Origin of the sequence: Rickettsia endosymbiont of Pantilius tunicatus (assembly GCF_964291875.1) — a bacterium.
Taxonomy (GTDB): domain Bacteria; phylum Pseudomonadota; class Alphaproteobacteria; order Rickettsiales; family Rickettsiaceae; genus Rickettsia.
Map to the genome: position 1 here is coordinate 477483 of NZ_OZ198175.1, position 16456 is coordinate 493938.

Below are 16456 nucleotides of genomic sequence, written 5' to 3' on the forward strand. Positions count from 1 at the left end.
AGGCATCCCGTGGATAAGCCACGGGATTACACCTAGGAGGTTGACTAACAATCCTACTTCTTACTATCTTCTAAAGCATTAGCAAGTATGTCGCCCATATTGGTTGTATTATCGCTAGAACCATATTCTTTAAGAGCCTTTTGACGCTCTGCTATTTTATGGGCTTTTATTGATAATAAGATTTTATTGGTTGACTTTTCGATAGAAACAACTTTTGCTTCGATTTCTTGATCTACTGCAAACATTTCAGATTTTTGTTCTTCTTTTTCATCTGATAAATCAGATTTTTTAACAAATCCTGCTGCTTTATCGTTTACTAATACTTCCAATCCGTCATCTTTTATTGCTGTTACAACAGCTTTAACTACTGTTCCTTTTTTATATTCATCAGCAATTCCTTGATATGGATTAGGAGTTAATTGCTTAATACCTAAGCTAATCTGCTCTTTTTCAATATTGATTGTTAGAACTTTGCAATCTACTTCATCACCTTTTTTGTATGTTTTAAGTAACTCATTGCCATTATCTTCCCAGCTAATATCACCTTCATGAATCATACCATCTAAATTATCACTAAGTGCAACAAAGATTCCAAAATCAGTAATATTTCTAATTGGAGCTTTAATCACTGTTCCAACAGGATTAGTTTCAGCAAATTTTATTAAAGGATTTTGCTGGCATTGCTTAATACTTAAAGAAACACGATGTTTTTCCGTATCAACTTCTAATACCATGAATTCTACTTCTTGACCTATAGTAAGGGTCTTTCTAGGATTTTGATTAGATTTAAGCCAACTAATTTCACTTGAGTGAACAAGCCCTTCTAGACCGTCTTTTAATTCAATAAACACACCATAATCAGCAAAATTTGTGACTTTTCCAGTCATTTTTTTACCTACAGGGAATTCTTCTTTAATTTTTTCCCATGGGTTATAATCAAGTTGTTTCATACCGAGAGATATTCTTTTAGTCTCTTCGTTAAACTTGATAACCATTACTTTAACTTTCTGATTAAATTCTAGCACTTCTGATGGATGGTTAACTCTACCCCAAGAAATATCAGTTAAGTGTAATAAGCCGTCAACACTACCAAGATCAATGAATGCACCATAATCTGTAATATTCTTTACTGTTCCTTCAAGGATCATTCCTTCCTTGATTTTAGATAGCATTTCGTCTCTAGCTTCAGAACGTGATTCCTCTAATATAGCTCTTCTTGAAACAACTATATTACCAAGCTTTTTATCCATACTAAGGATTTTAAACGGTTGCCTAATATTCATTATAGAGCTAGGATCTTTAATTGGTCTAACATCCACTTGGCTTCCTGGTAAAAACGCTACAACACCGGATAAATCGACAGTGAATCCACCTTTTACACGACCAAAAATTGTACCATCAACAAACTCACCTTTGCTACACATGAGTTCTAGCTGACCCCATAATTCTTCTTTTATCGCTTTCTCACGGCTTAGGGTTTTACCGCTATGCCCTTCAGTTTTTTCAATATAAACATCAACTAAATCACCAATCTCAGGTAATTTATGTGCTGGTGATAATAAAAATTCGGATTTAGGTATTCTACCTTCATTTTTTAATCCAACGTCAACAACCACTACTTCATTAATATCAACTACTTGACCTTTTACTACTGTTCCAGGTTTTATATGACTCGTATCAACAGTTTCAAGCATTTTAGAAAAATCATCTTCAAATTCATGATTAACTGCTGCAAGTTGTGGGACGAATCTTTGTTTTAATTTTGTTGTCATAATTTTTCTCGTAAATATTAGTGGTGCCGAACTAATAGATAATCTTTTTTAAAGGGTTAATAAATAATAAATAAAATAAACTATAAGCACCAAGCTATTTTATTCTTGCAATATAAACTGCGTTACTTGTTCTACAACCGATAAGGGTGAAAGTTTGGAAGTATCAATAATTAATGCATCCAAAGCCGGTAATAAAGGTGCTACTTCTCGCTCTTTATCTCTTTTATCACGCAAAATTATCTGTTGTAAAATCTCGTCAAGTATACATGCTTTCCCTTTAGCTTGCAACTGTTTATATCGTCTCTCAGCTCTAACTTCAGGGTTTGCGGTTATAAATATTTTAAAATCGGCATTAGGTGCAACTATTGTCCCTATATCTCTACCCTCCATAAGAATTCGAGGTGTAGTATTAATTAACTTTACTAAATGCTTATTTAGATTATCTCTTACCTCAGCTATTACGGCAATCTGCGAAGCAATGGCTCCTATATTTTCGTCCTCTAAGTCAAATTTACCTGTGATATCTATTTCTTTAGATAAAGCAATTACTTTATTTATATCTGCGATATCTATTTTCTGACTAATACAATCCAAAGCAAGCTTCCTATAAACGATACTTGATTGAACATATTTTAAAGAAAATTTTTCAGCAAGCATAAGCCCAATAGTACCTTTACCGGAAGCAGCAGGACCATCAAGTGCAATAATAAAATTTTGAGTAAAGTCAAAAGCTTTAGATTTTAAATTCATAATAAATAAATAATAAAATAATATAAATAATGCTTGAAATCCAGAATATTATACAATAAATATAGAATTTAAAAATATAAGGGTGATTAGCTCAGTTGGTTAGAGCATTACGTTGACATCGTAAAGGTCGGGGGTTCAACTCCCCTATCGCCCACCACCTTATCTCTAGGGCTTTCACAGTTTAATATTGTTATCAAAAAATTCTTATGCTCCCTATATTCTCCTTTGAGATTGCATTATCAGAGCTATAATTTCTTCAAAATCTCTCCTATAACTGAGATTAAGGAGAAATATTATGCATAATATATTCTCCTCTTTTTCCACCTCTAACTCTAATAATAAGTTAAATATTAACAATAGTGATAATAGCTCTGTTATATTCTACAATTTTGTCGGTAATTTTATTCCGCCTGAATGGAGTACTCTTTCCTCTCATAATGGTAAAATTTTAAGCAAAACTGCAAGACAGCTACTATCTCTAATAGTCTTCCGCATGCAAATCTACTATAACAACAGTATAGATGAACTTCAGGAATCCTATCATTTCTTTGAAGAACACTTAAGTGTTTGTCAACGCAGAGTAAGACAATGTCTACTCGAACTAGAACAATCCGGGTTCATCAATCTCTCTACCTCAACAATAATTAAATATGGTATCAAATGTCGTAATACTCCTTGTGTAAAATTAGCAAAAAATTTCCAGCCTTATAATCATAAATCTTCAGCTGAAAATGAAAAAAATTTCAACCATACACGAAAAATTTTTCGCCCCAACCCGAAAGAAATTTCAGCTCAACCCGAAAGAAATTTCGCTAACTACTTATATATAGATAATAATAAAAATATATCTAATAAATCTAGATATAGCGAATCTACAATTTTTCAAAATAAAAAAAATGAATTTAATCATAATAACCAAACTCAATTACAACAACAAAAACTTGCAGCATATTTACAATTCAAGGTAACAAGCTCAATCAACGATCAACAACAAGCTGATAATACTAATTTCTCTAGTGCTAATATCACAACAGGTGCTACACGGATTAATACTGCACTACAAGCAGTTATTAATAAAATCTCTAAAAAATATGACTCTACATCATCAAGTAGCAATAATGCAGCAATTAATACCGTTAATCATAAAAGTTGGTTCAAAAGAAAAAAATTAACAGATTTTCATCCCTTAACCCAAGAAGAGGCTGATTTATTACAGATAAAATCAAATCGAGAATTTAATCTTACTTTTATTAACAAGCTCTTATTGAAACTAGCAGAACAATACCCAGAACATCATTTTGGTCATAAAAAAGTGTTTTTAAATTACATGGCTAAAGCCTTAGCTCATGAACTGAGAGAAACTACTCAAGCTAATTGTGAGAAGTTTCAGTTTAAATCTAGCAATGTGCATAAAGTTAAGGAGCGATATCTAGATAAGATAGAAAGTAGCCTTGATACTAGCTTGCAAGCTCAGTTAAAACGTAAAATTGTTGGTAGTTTTGATCCTGATACAGCTTATGAATTACTAAGCTCCTGCTCATTTATTGGGGTAGTAGGTAATAGCTATCAAATAAAACTGCTTAAACATATTACGCTTTCAGAAAATGCACAAGATAAAATACTACAGCAAGTACAAGTGATCTATGGCAGTAATATTGGACAGTTACAAATCATACCATTTGCTGAACTTAAAACGAAGCAGAATAATACTGAAGATGAAAAACAAAATTACCTACTGCAGCTTAGCAAGCAATTAAATCCTAATTCAGTATGGTACCGGGTGCGGAAATTTCTTATTGAACGTTATAACCAATATATTGATTTTGGGGTATTAAGTAAATTAGTAGTGGTAGAGGAAGATATAGTCAACAAAAAGGTAATCCTTAAATCAACAACAGCTTTTAATGATTATTATGTTAGGAATCGTCATATGCAAGATCTAGAAGAAGCTTTTAAGATACAAGATTATTGCTTTGAATTAATCAAGTTTGAATATAACTAAGCTATTGTGGTAATTGATAATTTGTAATAACTACTTCATCAGATATTTTATTATGTTCAGGCATGGAATATTTAACCTTAATAGTACTAATATTAAAATTTTTGTATAAGTTTCTAATAAAAGGAGTGTCACTATTAGAAACCATTATTTTAACATTTTTATCATTGAGTTCTGTAGCAAAATCTCGCAGTCTAATTTGCTCATTTTCATCAAAGGGTAATCTAGTATAAAATTTCTCACCTGATTTATGATAAGGAGGATCAAAATAAACAAAATCATTTTTTTGTGGTTCAATGAAAGAAAAATCCATAGCACAAATAGATGTGCCAGCTAAAAGCTGACTACACTGTTTTAATCTAAAGGCAATATCGGATTTACTATAATTCCTACCAGAGAAAGTTTGAGCTGGTTTTCCATCAATATTAATCCGGTAAATGCCTTTAAATGAATATCTATTAAGATAGATAAATCTTGCAGTAATCTTCGTTGGGTCATTACTGTCATTATTACTTCTAACTTGATAATAATGTTCTTTCGAGTGTTTTTCTTTATATGAGTCTAGTAATTTACTGACCTGCTCTGGATTCTTTTTTATCGTGTTATAGGACGTTACTAGCTCTAGATTAATATCAGATAAATAGCATTGTTTAAATTTATCTCTAACTTGAAAAAATAAAGCCCCACCACCAAGGAATGGTTCATAGTAGTTATTTAGTCGTGATGGAAAAAACTTAATTAATTGATCGGCAATTTTTCTTTTACCACCAACCCATTGTATGAATGGTTGCGGTTTATCTAAAGTTTTTACTGACATGAAATTATGATTAAAATATTTATACCATAAATTATAGTATAAAATAGGCTTAAATGCCAGCAAAATGCTGTACTCGAAGGAATTTTTAATGTTTTTTTGTAGCATAATTAATGCTACTTTTGATTTATATGTAATAGATAAAAAGTTGAGCAAGCAAACAATAGCAATTTAGCACTGTCTCATTTGTGCAGCTGTTTGTTAAATTGTGCAAAGTTTGTCAAAAAAGCTCTTAAATCCTCTGTACTTCAAAGAATTGTGGTGATATCTATCCTTGTTGAGAGCTGTATGGTGCAGTTCTGAGTTCAGAGGCTAAGTTAAAAACAACAAAATTTTATCACCTTAACCTCTGAGCTGTTTTCTTAACTTTAACAGCAAGGGAATGCTATGACAATTAATAATCAAAATCAACCAAAAGATAATCATAATCTTACTAAAACAAATTGGAATCTTCAATTATCTCCCATATCTGTCACATTAATACCATATCAGCAAGAAGAGAATATCATTAACTCGACGATCACAAATTATACTGATATAATTAAATATAAATTAGAATTACAAGAAGCAAATAATAAATTGAAAGAATCTGCGTTATTTAAAAGAGATGTGGTGCAAAATATGGTACATGGATTAAAGATTCCATGTAATGGGATTTTTTCATTAGTAACAGCTCTTTATGAAATAGAAGATAATCCTGAAAAAAAGGATTATCTAGCTAGTGTAGTAAGTTGTGCTGAAGAATTACTGGATTATTATAACAATATACTTAGTTATCTACAGAATAATTCTGGACTACCTCCTATAGTTTTAAATAAGTTTGATCCAAAACAGCTGGTAAATAAGATTATTGATAAAGCGATGCCAATAGCTCAACGTAAGGGATTAAATTTATCTTGTAATTTTCAGTATGATTTAACAAATACTATAATTAGTGATACTTATCGAATAGGAGTAATATTAGAGCAGTTAATAGATAACGCTATTAAATTTACTAAAGAAGGTAAAGTTGTGGTAACAGTGAACATGTTTGCTATTAGTCCAGCCGTTTCAGAATCAGAACAACAAAACAGAGAAATGGTATTCCAATTTATGGTGCATGATAGTGGTATTGGTCTGTCTAAAGAAATCAGGCAACATCTTCATGAAAAGATTGATAAATTTGATGTTGCTATGCAATATAATGGACTTGGATCAGGATTAAGTTTTGTAAAACGTCTAATTAATGAGCTAAATGGAGAGATTGAAGTAACCAGTGAAAAAGGTAAAAGTACTACTATAGTCTGTAATATACCAATTAAGTTACCTCTTCTTGATGATCTGATTTATGATACATAATGTTAAGACTTATAAGGTTTTAATGATTATGTATTAACTAATAATGATGATTTTCTTGATTATTGTGCTTCACTTGCTACACTTAAGTAAATTATAGTAAGGAAGGATATATGGCAAAAAGTCAAGAAAATCATCAAAAAACTATAGATCCTATTGTAAGAAAGTTAAAACCTAAAAGTATAGATCTTGAGCTAAACAAAATAAAAGTTACATATCTATCAAATTGCCGATATAGTAAAAGACTATTAACGAAGATCATGCTTATTAATAAGATTTCTAGAAACAAAGTTGATCTTAATAAAATTAAAAAAGCAATTTATTTTGCTAAAAAGTATCATGGCAGGCAAAGAAGAGAAACAGGAGAATTTTATTATTCACATCCTTTAGAAGTAACATATATGGTTTCTGATTATTTATTTAGAACAGATATTATAATAACTAGCATATTGCATGATTGTATTGAAGATACGTTACTTACTAAAGAAATGATTATACAAGAATTTGGTCACAAGATTGCTAATCAAGTTGAAGATTTAACACGAGTTAAAAATGATAAAAAAATTAGTTCAGCAGAAATAGTTAAAATATTATATCAGCAAAAGAAAAAAGAGTTGCTATTAATTAAATTATTTGATCGATTACATAATATACAAACAGTCGGAGCTAAAATTCCTGAGAAAGGATGGAAAATAATTTTAGAGACTTTACAATTTTTCTTAACTATTGCTACTTATCTCAAGGTACCGAGAGTTGCAAATCAATTACACAAACATTGTTTAAATATAACTGCAAATTACAAAAAATTAAATTTATATAATAATATTGTCATTGCTAAAATAAAAGGGACCAGTAAATTGCACGAAAAAGGGACCAGAGAAGTTGGTGTGACCTAATAAGGTTAATGTGCAATATTCACTAGATAATTAAGCAAGTAAATATCTAGTGATACAATGATAAGAATAAATATGTATACAACAATTATCACCCTTTATAAACAAGGCAATAGTCAAAGGAATATTGCCAAACTAACAAGAACAGACCGCAAAACAGTACGAAAAATAATAAACCGCTATGTAGAGGCTGGTACAGAATCCCCAGCAATCTATGAACGATCTTCAGTTTTGGATTTTTGGCACGAAAAAATAATTGAGTTATTAGAAAAAAATCTAAGTTACATAAGAATTTTTGAGGAGTTAAAAAATCAAGGTTATACAAGCAGTTATACTTCTTTGACCCGTTATATCAAAAAATATAAAATTAAGGATAACAGTTGCATTCGTTTTCATACTTTAGCAGGAGAGGAAGCACAAGTAGATTTTGGTGACATAGGCTTACAGTATAATTCTAAGGGGCGTAGAGCATAGTACCCTACAATTTTTGTAATGGGGCGTTGAGAGTGTGAAAAAGCTCTTTTTTTGGAGGTAGTAATAAGGTATCTATGAGTTGAGTTATAGCTATTATAGATTGATAGAAGGCATTTTTAATATAATCAAAGCCATAAGTAAATAATGAAAATAGTTATTTTTCAATGGTTTTATAGCTTTTTATACGAATTGGATTTAGTGCATTTTGTATTAATCCATTCTTGATTATTAAGGCTGAATTGATAGCAGCTACCACTAATAATTTCTCAAATCTGTCCAAATTTACTAAATGACTTTTTTCAATATCAAAACCACCACTTTTAAGATGCTTAAACAACCGTTCGATTGACCATCGATATCTATATAAAGCGAAAATATCAACTTCAATCTCAATGGATGATACCAACACCATTAGTTCACTTTTATCGTTTTTATATGCAGCAAAATTAACTTTTTTATCCCACAATACACCGCTACAAACCTTATATTCTAAAGCTTTAAGATCATTAAATATTTTTACAATGCTTAGAGTTTTTAAACTTTTTTCAAGGCGAATTTTGTTATCTCTTTTTAAGGGAATAGCAAATTTTATGTGATTATTTATCAGAAAATTTAACCATTCTTTATTCATAAATTCCCGATCAGCAAGCAAATACTTTATTTTTTCAACACCCAAATTTTTAATAAATTTCTGTAAAAATTCTTCCATCAATTCTCCAGAACATACCCCACCATGCGGTAAAGATTTCCAGTACACTGGCACTGATATTTTACCAATTATACAAAACTTACGCTATGTTTGGTTCTAAATATCGTAAAGATGGAGAACGAAGCTGTTGTTGCATATAGTCATCTAAAAGCCCTAACTTTATTTGGTAGACCGTTTTACCTATTTTATTTGCAGTTCTTTTGAGAAAAGCCCAAACTAGAAATGCATAACTAATGTGATTACGTTGGATACGCTGTTTTCTGCATTGGCAACGTTCTATACCAGTCAGTTGCTTAATTTCTCTATGCATGCTCTCAATTACCCATCGCAAGCCAAACTCATCTTGTGTGTTAGCAACGGAAGTAAAATGATACAGAGCAACGGATAAAAATTGATACAGTATTAAAGTAATATCTTCTGAATAAGGAGGTAATGAATAATGATAATACTGGAGCAAATAATGGAAATAAAAATATTGAATAAACATGGTAAAAGCTTAAGAAGTGTCATTGCTAAAATAAAAGGGACCAGTAAATTGCACGAAAAAGGGACCAGAGAAGTTGGTGTGACCTAATAAGGTTAATGTGCAATATTCACTAGATAATTAAGCAAGTAAATATCTAGTGATACAATGATAAGAATAAATATGTATACAACAATTATCACCCTTTATAAACAAGGCAATAGTCAAAGGAATATTGCCAAACTAACAAGAACAGACCGCAAAACAGTACGAAAAATAATAAACCGCTATGTAGAGGCTGGTACAGAATCCCCAGCAATCTATGAACGATCTTCAGTTTTGGATTTTTGGCACGAAAAAATAATTGAGTTATTAGAAAAAAATCTAAGTTACATAAGAATTTTTGAGGAGTTAAAAAATCAAGGTTATACAAGCAGTTATACTTCTTTGACCCGTTATATCAAAAAATATAAAATTAAGGATAACAGTTGCATTCGTTTTCATACTTTAGCAGGAGAGGAAGCACAAGTAGATTTTGGTGACATAGGCTTACAGTATAATTCTAAGGGGCGTAGAGTTAAAGCATATGTATTTAATATGCGTTTAAGCTATAGTCGCCTTGATTATTATGAAGTAGTGTTTGATCAAAGTTGTCAAACATGGATTCAATGTCATATCAATGCATTTAATTATTTTGCTGGTAGTCCAAAAGTAATAAAACTTGATAATCTTAAAGCTGGAGTGGTAGATGCCAATTTTTATGAGCCAGTATATCAGAAGGAATATAAGTGCTTAGCCGATCATTATGGAATTTTACTTTCTCCTTGTCGAGTTTATCAACCGCAAGAAAAAGGCAAAGTTGAGTCGGGAATAAAATACGTTAAAAATAATTTTTTTGCTGGTCGTAAATTTGATAGATATGAAGAATTAACACATGGTCTTGCAAATTGGTTAAATAAGGTCAATAGCCGAATACATGGTACTACTAAGAGAATACCTAGAGAACTGTTTGAGCAAGAGGAAAGAAGTAGTTTAATTCCTTTACCATTAGAAACTTTTGATTTGTCATCTTGGCATAATCGAAAAGTAGCAAAAGATTGTCATATTACCATAGATAATAATTATTACTCTGTACCAGCAAAATATATATACAGTGATGTAATGGTACAATTGTCCCCAAAACTTGTTCAAATATTTTCTATACAAAATGATTTAATAGCAAGACATGTTAGAACAGAGGGCAAGGGGATATTTACCACTAATCCGTCTCATTATGCCAAACACAAACGTCTATGCCCAGGTTTTATAGAATATAGTGAACATTATCAACAACAAATGCAGCAGATAGGGAATAATTGCAGTTTATTATTAGAATCATTACAACAAACAAGAGTGAATGATTGGCAACGTTGTGCCAGAGGCATCATTTCTTTACGTAAGGTTTACAATGATGACTTAATAGATAAAGCCTGTCATAGAGCACTACATTATGGTATAAGTTCTTACTCTAAAATTAAGAATATTTTAAATAGTAATGCAGTAAACTTACCATTACCAGAGTTTGGAGGTAATAATGCAGAACTTATTTAATGACCTACGAAGCTTTAGATTATCAGGTATAGTCAATAGTTTAAATGAAAGGATTATTTATGCTCAAAATAATAAACTAGGATTTAAAGAATTTCTATCACTATTATGTGAAGATGAAAAATCTAACCGTAAGGATAATAATTACCGTCGCCGTAAAAGTGCTGCTAAATTACCGGTAACTAAAAATTTAGAAGACTTTGATTTTAATTTCCAACCAAGTGTTGATGCCAAAGTAATAAGTGATTTATCAACTTGTGATTATATTAATACTAAGGGAAATGTAATATTCATAGGTGATTCAGGAACTGGGAAAACTCATCTTGCCATTGGGCTAGCATTAAAAGCTTTAACACGAGAATACTCTGTATATTTTACTACGGTATCGGATATGCTTTATAATTTACATATTGCAAGAGCAGATAATAGTTATCACAAAAAGGTTAAATTACTCCTATCGTTTGATTTATTAATTCTTGATGAGCTCGGGTTTAAGCAATTGCCAAAACATTCAGTAGAAGACTTTTTTAATATTATTGCTAAACGATATGAAAATAAATCTACCATTATTACCACAAACAAGGATTTTGAAAAATGGAATGAAATATTTGCTGATGAAGTATTAACTCATGCAATTATTGATCGAGTGGTACATCATGCTCATATACTAAACATAAAAGGTAAAAGTTATCGTATTAATAACTATAAATCTGGAGGTAATATGGCATAAAAATTTTTAAATATAGTGGTCCCTTTTTGACGTAATTTACTGGTCCCTTTCTAATTGACAATGACAAGAAGTATAGCAAGAGAAGTATGTGCATCAGTAAATACAGTACGTAAATATTTAAAATATGATGGTAACCCTAAATATAAGGATAGGCCAAAGTTGGTAACAAAGCTTGCCCCATATAAAGACTACTTGAGTGACAGAATAAAATCTGCCCATCCTGTATCACTACCTGGTACTGTACTGTTTCAAGAGATAAAGGAGTTGGGTTACACAGGCGGGATGACCCAACTCAGGGATTATTTAAGGAGTATAAAGCCTGCAGCTAAACAGGAGGATATGCTAAGATTTGAGACTGCTTCTGGCAAACAGATGCAAGTTGACTGGATTGAATTTCGTAAGGGAAAAAGGCCTCTATCAGCTTTTGTGGCTACATTAGGATTTAGTCGAGCAAGCTATGTAGAATTTGTTACTAATGAGAAGCTTGTAACATTAATAGAATGCCATAAGTGGGCATTTGAATATTTTGGCGGAGTGCCAGAAGAAGTACTGTATGACAACATGAAGACAGTAATACTGGATAGGGATACATATGGTCCTGGCATACACCGCTTTAATAAAGGTATGCTGGATTTTGCCAAACATTACAGTTTCCGATTAAAAGTGTGTAGGCCTTATAGAGCAAAAACTAAGGGCAAGGTTGAGCGATTTAACAGATATATAAGAGAAAGCTTTTATAATCCATTAGCAACAAAATTAAAAACTGCAGAGTTAGTGTTGGATGTGGATACTGCAAATTCAGAGGTACTAAAATGGTTGCGTGATACTGCAAATCGGCGTGTGCATGGAACAACAGGCGAAATACCTGCAGAAAGATTAAAGTTTGAAAGGAGCAATCTTCAGCCACTACCATTGGATTATAGTGGTAGTCATCCTGCAGCACTAGAGATTATGGAAGATAAAAGGCAACAATTTTCTACAGTTTCCTTACAACATTCCCTATGCATATACCAAAGTATACTGGAGGCATTATGAACCTGCAGCACCAACGTATAGAAGAGCTGTGCCGCTCTTTAAACCTTATTCAGATAGCTGAAAATTATTTTGATATTGCACAATCCTCTAGTAAGAAGACTCAAGTTATATGGATTTCCTTGAGTCAATATTAAAAACAGAGCTGTTGGCACGACAGAATAGAAGTAAATCAATACTCACCAGAATGGCAGGCTTTCCTGCTATTAAAACGCTGGATGATTTTGACTATGATTTTGCTACAGGAATACAACGCAAGATTCTGGAAGGTCTAAGGTCTCTGTCTTTTGTAGAAAGACAGGAAAATATTATTCTGCTTGGTCCTTCTGGAGTAGGGAAAACCCATATAGCTATTGCTCTTGGTTATGCAGCTACACAATGTGGAATCAAGACTAAATTTACAACAGCTGCAGATTTGATGCTTGTACTTAATACTGGGCTAAATCAGGGAAACCTGGACTCCATATTCAAAAGAGTCATACTACCATATAAATTACTTATAATAGATGAGTTTGGATATCTGCCGTTAAAACCAGAACAAGCTAATCTGTTATTTCAAGTTATAGCAAAGCGTTACGAAAAGGGTAGCATAATTCTTACAAGTAATCTTCCATTTGGACAATGGCATAATAGTCTTGCTCAGGATAGTGCTCTTACAGCTGCTATTTTAGATCGTCTGCTTCACCACTCCACTATACTTAATATTAAAGGTGATAGTTTCAGGCTTAAGGATAAAAAGAAAGCTGGTCTTGTGCCAATAGGAATTATTAATAAACAGGAGGAAAATCTTATGACTTAAATATCAGATAATTTTTTTATGATACTGTATCAATTTTCAGCCGTTGCATATTAAAAATCTGTATCATTTTTCGACCGCTGTTGACATGTGCAGCTTTAGAAGATTTTTGAGTTTTGTTATTGGTAACAACATAATCAACTCTGTTGGTAGAAACAGTAAATGTTAAACAAATTAACATGCTTATTTTTGGCAAATCCTTTTATATGAATCTCCATTCCATTCTTAATTTCTTCATCTGAAAACGTCAACTTGCTAACAGCTTTATAAGGCTCGTAATCACACGTTTTACTAACATTTCTATTGGCTTTAATAGGGGCATAATAATATTTGCCCAAGGAGTCAACATGTTGCATAATTTTGTGTGTAGCATACCATGTGTCAAAAAGTACAGTTTGAAAAGGAATCTTTTTGCTATAAACAGCATTATTGAACATCTTTAGTAGGTGATCTAGTTTCGTCGCTCCATCATGATCAGGTGAAAAAATGCGATAATCTATTACCCAAAACTTATCAATATCGGGGTTATAATATACAAGACTCTCTACTCCTATACCGGTAGTAACTCCACCTGTAGCTCCACTATACTGCGATCTAGCAACCTCTATTTTCTTTGTGTTCCTTTTGTTTAACACCGTATCATCAAATATTGTATATCCGTTAGATGAAAAGATAAAATCATTCTTAATGTGTTCCCATAACAAAGAAGGAGTATATTTTTCATTTTCTAAAAATCTACTAAACAACCCTCAGCTATAAGCTGAGGGGTTATAAAGTGGAATCGATTAGAAATCGATCATCATTCACAGGTTCACCTTCCTGTTCATCAATATAGTGCTGTATCATTTCATCAGTTATATTACCTGAACTGACTGCCATATAGCCCCTAGCCCACAAATGATTGCCCCAAAATTGTTTTCGTAAATGAGTAAATTCTTGCAATAAAATTCTTGAGCTAATGCCTTTTAAATACTGTACTAACTTGCTAAGAGATATTTGCGGCTTATATGAGATAAACATATGTACGTGATCACATGATATTTTCCCTGAAATTATATGTACTTCATGTTCCATACAAATCTGCCTCAGTAAATCTCTAGTCCTTTCCGATACTTTGCCTATCAATATTCTCTTCCTATATTTTGGTATCCATATAAGATGCACTTTTAAATCATACTGACTATGACTATTCTTTCTATAACTTCTCATATTTCTTGATATAAATTCATTGCTAAAGCAATTTCATTATATCTTCCCTTCGCCTAAAGGCGAGGGATTTTTGATCCCCGAAGGGGACATTAATTGAGAAATAATCTTGATGCTTCTTTATCCATGCATACCTTACAGGGACTCTTTTGCAAAGTACGCTGCAGCCTTTTTTAGTATATCACGCTCCTGTGTTATTATCACCAGCTCTTTCTTTAATCTTTGTAATTCGTCATACAGATGTTCGTCTGCTTTTGTTATTGATTCTTCAAATTGCTTAGAATATTTATCTATCCAACTATATAAAGTATTCTTACTGATACCTAATTCTTTTGCAGTCTGAATAACAGGTCGCTTCGATTCAGTTGCCAATTTAACTGCTGATTCTTTAAATTCACTAGTATATATTTTTGTTTTTGTCATACTGTATTTCCTTTCTGTTAATATTGTCTCATACTAACTGTCCGGAATACTATAGCCACATCATTTTCTCATATCTGTGTGTCCTGTACATAAATCAATCACTTTCATCTGAGAGATGAAAGTTTGTCTATAGCGACTAGAAGTCGCAAATCAAGCTAAAGCTTATTCCAGTCTTATATTAGTAGTCATTGCTGGTTCATGAGCATCAGTATGTCTATTAATATATTCATTAATCATGTCATCAGTCACATTGCCACTAGTCGAACTAAAGTATCCTCTTGCCCATAAATGTCTACCCCAATACTTTTTTCTTAATATTGGAAATTCTTCTTGTATCTTTTTTGACGATCTTCCTTTAGCTTTTTGTACAAATTCACTCACTTTAATATGAGGTGGTATATTGGCAAATATATGTATATGATCGCTTGATATTACTCCATTTTCTATTTTAATATTGAGCTCTCCTGCAACTACTGCAATAATTTCTCTCACTCGCTTTTTGATATCATAGGTTAACACCTTGTATCGATATTTTGTAATCCACACTATATGATAGCGATGATAGTAAACTGTGTGTGATTTGTTGCTGTATTGAGTCATGGTGCTTATGATGCTAACGCATCATGGCGCCACATGGCAAGCTAAAGCTTTTCCATCTGGAAGATGGAGGTTTTAACCACCAAAGGGACTATAAATCTTACTATTATTACCAATATTTAACATACTCTTTCTTCTAATAATTGAATTAATTTTATAAGTTGATTGCTATTCATCTTGCCTTCAAGACAACATCTATAATCATCAAAAATTAATTCTACCTTCTTGAGAGTGCATGTTGTTGATACTGTGATTGGATGTAATTCTATAAATTGTGTATTTTCTTGCTGCTCTTGTCTTTTGATATTTTTCTTTGTTCTTCTCCATCTATAAATTGTTGTGGTTGATAATTTATATTGCTTAGCAAGATCTTTTATACTACAATTACCTTCAAATGATTCTGATATTATACTAGCCTTCACTTCTCTTGATACAGCTGTTCTCTTTCTCTTCATATGAGGTCCCTTGTTAATTAAATCAAGAAATCTTACCATCCCTCATTTATTATTCATAGACCACCTTCCCCAGACGGTTACAATTTAACTACATATTTTAAATATTCAAGCGAAGTAAGAAAGTTGATTTACACGACTAATCCTATTGAAGGATTCCATCGTCAGGTCAGAAAATATACTAAAACCAAAGGCTCATTTACCAGTGAAAATGCCTTGTTTAAGTTAGTATTTTGTGCTATAAAACAGATAATAGCTAAATGGAACATGCCAGTATCAAATTGGGCACTGACAATTTCCCAGCTAGATATTTACTTTCCCAATAGGCTAAATTTTGGAAGAGGTTTCTAGTTTGACACAGTTCTATGAACCATACGCATCAAGTTAAGGAATATATCTCATATTCAAGCATTTTAAGTGTAAA

The 16456-nt window shown here is 31.9% G+C and carries 17 protein-coding genes, 1 tRNA gene and 2 pseudogenes; 10 read left to right on the forward strand and 10 right to left on the reverse strand.

What is annotated here, in order from left to right; all coding sequences use genetic code 11:
• Positions 1-53 precede the first annotated feature (53 nt).
• Complete coding sequence (locus tag ACICQC_RS02830; protein ID WP_395477303.1) at positions 54-1772, reverse strand: 30S ribosomal protein S1; 1719 nt, start codon at positions 1770-1772, stop codon at positions 54-56.
• A gap of 99 nt (positions 1773-1871) precedes the next feature.
• Positions 1872-2525: a (d)CMP kinase gene (gene cmk, locus ACICQC_RS02835; protein ID WP_395477629.1), complete on the reverse strand. Its 654-nt coding sequence runs from the start codon at positions 2523-2525 to the stop codon at positions 1872-1874.
• Positions 2526-2602: 77 nt separating this feature from the next.
• Here cmk and ACICQC_RS02840 point away from each other — a divergent pair.
• Together ACICQC_RS02840 and ACICQC_RS02845 are read left to right on the forward strand one after the other, a co-directional pair.
• Positions 2603-2679: transfer RNA gene (locus ACICQC_RS02840), tRNA-Val, on the forward strand.
• A 138-nt stretch (positions 2680-2817) separates the two neighbouring features.
• On the forward strand, positions 2818-4524 hold the full coding sequence (locus ACICQC_RS02845) for a hypothetical protein (protein WP_395477305.1): 1707 nt from the start codon (positions 2818-2820) through the stop codon (positions 4522-4524).
• 1 nt (position 4525) lies between these two features.
• On the opposite strand, the gene ACICQC_RS02850 is transcribed toward ACICQC_RS02845, so the two are convergent.
• Entirely contained in the window at positions 4526-5338 is an 813-nt protein-coding gene (locus tag ACICQC_RS02850) for a DNA adenine methylase (RefSeq protein ID WP_395477306.1), read from the reverse strand.
• 384 nt (positions 5339-5722) lie between these two features.
• On the opposite strand from ACICQC_RS02850, the gene ACICQC_RS02855 reads away from it, so the two are divergent.
• From ACICQC_RS02855 to ACICQC_RS02865, 3 genes are all read left to right on the forward strand, one after another.
• On the forward strand, positions 5723-6673 hold the full coding sequence (locus tag ACICQC_RS02855) for a sensor histidine kinase (RefSeq protein ID WP_395477307.1): 951 nt from the start codon (positions 5723-5725) through the stop codon (positions 6671-6673).
• Positions 6674-6783: 110 nt separating this feature from the next.
• Entirely contained in the window at positions 6784-7566 is a 783-nt protein-coding gene (locus ACICQC_RS02860; RefSeq protein WP_395477308.1) for an HD domain-containing protein, read from the forward strand.
• A 72-nt stretch (positions 7567-7638) separates the two neighbouring features.
• Complete coding sequence (locus tag ACICQC_RS02865) at positions 7639-8037, forward strand: helix-turn-helix domain-containing protein (RefSeq protein WP_395477309.1); 399 nt, start codon at positions 7639-7641, stop codon at positions 8035-8037.
• A 154-nt stretch (positions 8038-8191) separates the two neighbouring features.
• Here the strand turns inward: ACICQC_RS02865 and ACICQC_RS02870 are convergent, their stop codons facing one another.
• Both ACICQC_RS02870 and ACICQC_RS02875 read right to left on the reverse strand, forming a co-directional pair.
• On the reverse strand, positions 8192-8746 hold the full coding sequence (locus ACICQC_RS02870) for a transposase (protein WP_395477310.1): 555 nt from the start codon (positions 8744-8746) through the stop codon (positions 8192-8194).
• A 79-nt stretch (positions 8747-8825) separates the two neighbouring features.
• Positions 8826-9233, reverse strand: coding sequence for a transposase (locus tag ACICQC_RS02875; protein WP_395477311.1), 408 nt, complete (start codon positions 9231-9233; stop codon positions 8826-8828).
• Positions 9234-9392: 159 nt separating this feature from the next.
• Here ACICQC_RS02875 and istA (ACICQC_RS02880) point away from each other — a divergent pair, with 159 nt between their 5' ends.
• From istA (ACICQC_RS02880) to istB (ACICQC_RS02895), 4 genes and pseudogenes are all read left to right on the forward strand, one after another.
• Positions 9393-10799 (forward strand): IS21 family transposase, encoded by a 1407-nt coding sequence (gene istA, locus ACICQC_RS02880; RefSeq protein ID WP_395476243.1) that lies wholly within the window; start codon positions 9393-9395, stop codon positions 10797-10799.
• Complete coding sequence (gene istB / locus ACICQC_RS02885; protein ID WP_341790851.1) at positions 10783-11526, forward strand: IS21-like element helper ATPase IstB; 744 nt, start codon at positions 10783-10785, stop codon at positions 11524-11526. Before istA (ACICQC_RS02880) ends, istB (ACICQC_RS02885) begins: the two co-directional genes overlap by 17 nt.
• A 60-nt stretch (positions 11527-11586) precedes the next feature.
• Positions 11587-12561, forward strand: a complete 975-nt coding sequence (gene istA, locus ACICQC_RS02890; RefSeq protein WP_395477312.1) for an IS21 family transposase — start codon at positions 11587-11589, stop codon at positions 12559-12561.
• A pseudogene (gene istB, locus ACICQC_RS02895) lies at positions 12558-13357 on the forward strand (IS21-like element helper ATPase IstB). The gene istA (ACICQC_RS02890) and the pseudogene istB (ACICQC_RS02895) overlap by 4 nt, the downstream one beginning before the upstream one ends.
• Before the next feature lie 134 nt (positions 13358-13491).
• On the opposite strand, the gene ACICQC_RS02900 reads toward istB (ACICQC_RS02895), so the two are convergent.
• The 5 genes from ACICQC_RS02900 to ACICQC_RS02920 form a co-directional block, all read right to left on the reverse strand.
• Entirely contained in the window at positions 13492-14100 is a 609-nt protein-coding gene (locus ACICQC_RS02900) for a hypothetical protein (protein WP_395477313.1), read from the reverse strand.
• Between the two features lie 22 nt (positions 14101-14122).
• The gene (gene tnpA, locus ACICQC_RS02905; protein WP_095568239.1) at positions 14123-14563 is read right to left on the reverse strand and encodes an IS200/IS605 family transposase; all 441 of its coding nucleotides are present in this window, start codon (positions 14561-14563) and stop codon (positions 14123-14125) included.
• Between the two features lie 132 nt (positions 14564-14695).
• Positions 14696-14983 carry a transposase gene (locus tag ACICQC_RS02910; RefSeq protein ID WP_395477314.1) on the reverse strand — a complete coding sequence of 96 codons (288 nt, stop codon included), beginning with the start codon at positions 14981-14983 and terminating at the stop codon, positions 14696-14698.
• A gap of 162 nt (positions 14984-15145) precedes the next feature.
• Complete coding sequence (tnpA, locus tag ACICQC_RS02915; protein WP_395477315.1) at positions 15146-15583, reverse strand: IS200/IS605 family transposase; 438 nt, start codon at positions 15581-15583, stop codon at positions 15146-15148.
• Between the two features lie 116 nt (positions 15584-15699).
• Positions 15700-16035 carry a transposase gene (locus ACICQC_RS02920; RefSeq protein WP_395477316.1) on the reverse strand — a complete coding sequence of 112 codons (336 nt, stop codon included), beginning with the start codon at positions 16033-16035 and terminating at the stop codon, positions 15700-15702.
• An 81-nt stretch (positions 16036-16116) separates the two neighbouring features.
• Here ACICQC_RS02920 and ACICQC_RS02925 point away from each other — a divergent pair.
• Positions 16117-16383 (forward strand): annotated as a pseudogene (locus tag ACICQC_RS02925) (transposase); the annotation flags it as partial.
• Positions 16384-16456 lie beyond the last annotated feature (73 nt).

Bases quoted from the DNA above. Each gene is read 5' to 3' on its own strand.
- ACICQC_RS02830 (WP_395477303.1), bottom strand. From the start codon at position 1,772: ATGACAACAAAATTAAAACAAAGATTCGTCCCACAACTTGCAGCAGTT.
- ACICQC_RS02845 (WP_395477305.1), top strand. From the start codon at position 2,818: ATGCATAATATATTCTCCTCTTTTTCCACCTCTAACTCTAATAATAAG.
- ACICQC_RS02850 (WP_395477306.1), bottom strand. From the start codon at position 5,338: ATGTCAGTAAAAACTTTAGATAAACCGCAACCATTCATACAATGGGTT.
- ACICQC_RS02855 (WP_395477307.1), top strand. From the start codon at position 5,723: ATGACAATTAATAATCAAAATCAACCAAAAGATAATCATAATCTTACT.
- ACICQC_RS02860 (WP_395477308.1), top strand. From the start codon at position 6,784: ATGGCAAAAAGTCAAGAAAATCATCAAAAAACTATAGATCCTATTGTA.
- ACICQC_RS02865 (WP_395477309.1), top strand. From the start codon at position 7,639: ATGTATACAACAATTATCACCCTTTATAAACAAGGCAATAGTCAAAGG.
- ACICQC_RS02870 (WP_395477310.1), bottom strand. From the start codon at position 8,746: ATGGAAGAATTTTTACAGAAATTTATTAAAAATTTGGGTGTTGAAAAA.
- ACICQC_RS02875 (WP_395477311.1), bottom strand. From the start codon at position 9,233: ATGTTTATTCAATATTTTTATTTCCATTATTTGCTCCAGTATTATCAT.
- istA (WP_395476243.1), top strand. From the start codon at position 9,393: ATGTATACAACAATTATCACCCTTTATAAACAAGGCAATAGTCAAAGG.
- istB (WP_341790851.1), top strand. From the start codon at position 10,783: ATGCAGAACTTATTTAATGACCTACGAAGCTTTAGATTATCAGGTATA.
- istA (WP_395477312.1), top strand. From the start codon at position 11,587: ATGACAAGAAGTATAGCAAGAGAAGTATGTGCATCAGTAAATACAGTA.
- tnpA (WP_095568239.1), bottom strand. From the start codon at position 14,563: ATGAGAAGTTATAGAAAGAATAGTCATAGTCAGTATGATTTAAAAGTG.
- ACICQC_RS02910 (WP_395477314.1), bottom strand. From the start codon at position 14,983: ATGACAAAAACAAAAATATATACTAGTGAATTTAAAGAATCAGCAGTT.
- tnpA (WP_395477315.1), bottom strand. From the start codon at position 15,583: ATGACTCAATACAGCAACAAATCACACACAGTTTACTATCATCGCTAT.
- ACICQC_RS02920 (WP_395477316.1), bottom strand. From the start codon at position 16,035: ATGAAGAGAAAGAGAACAGCTGTATCAAGAGAAGTGAAGGCTAGTATA.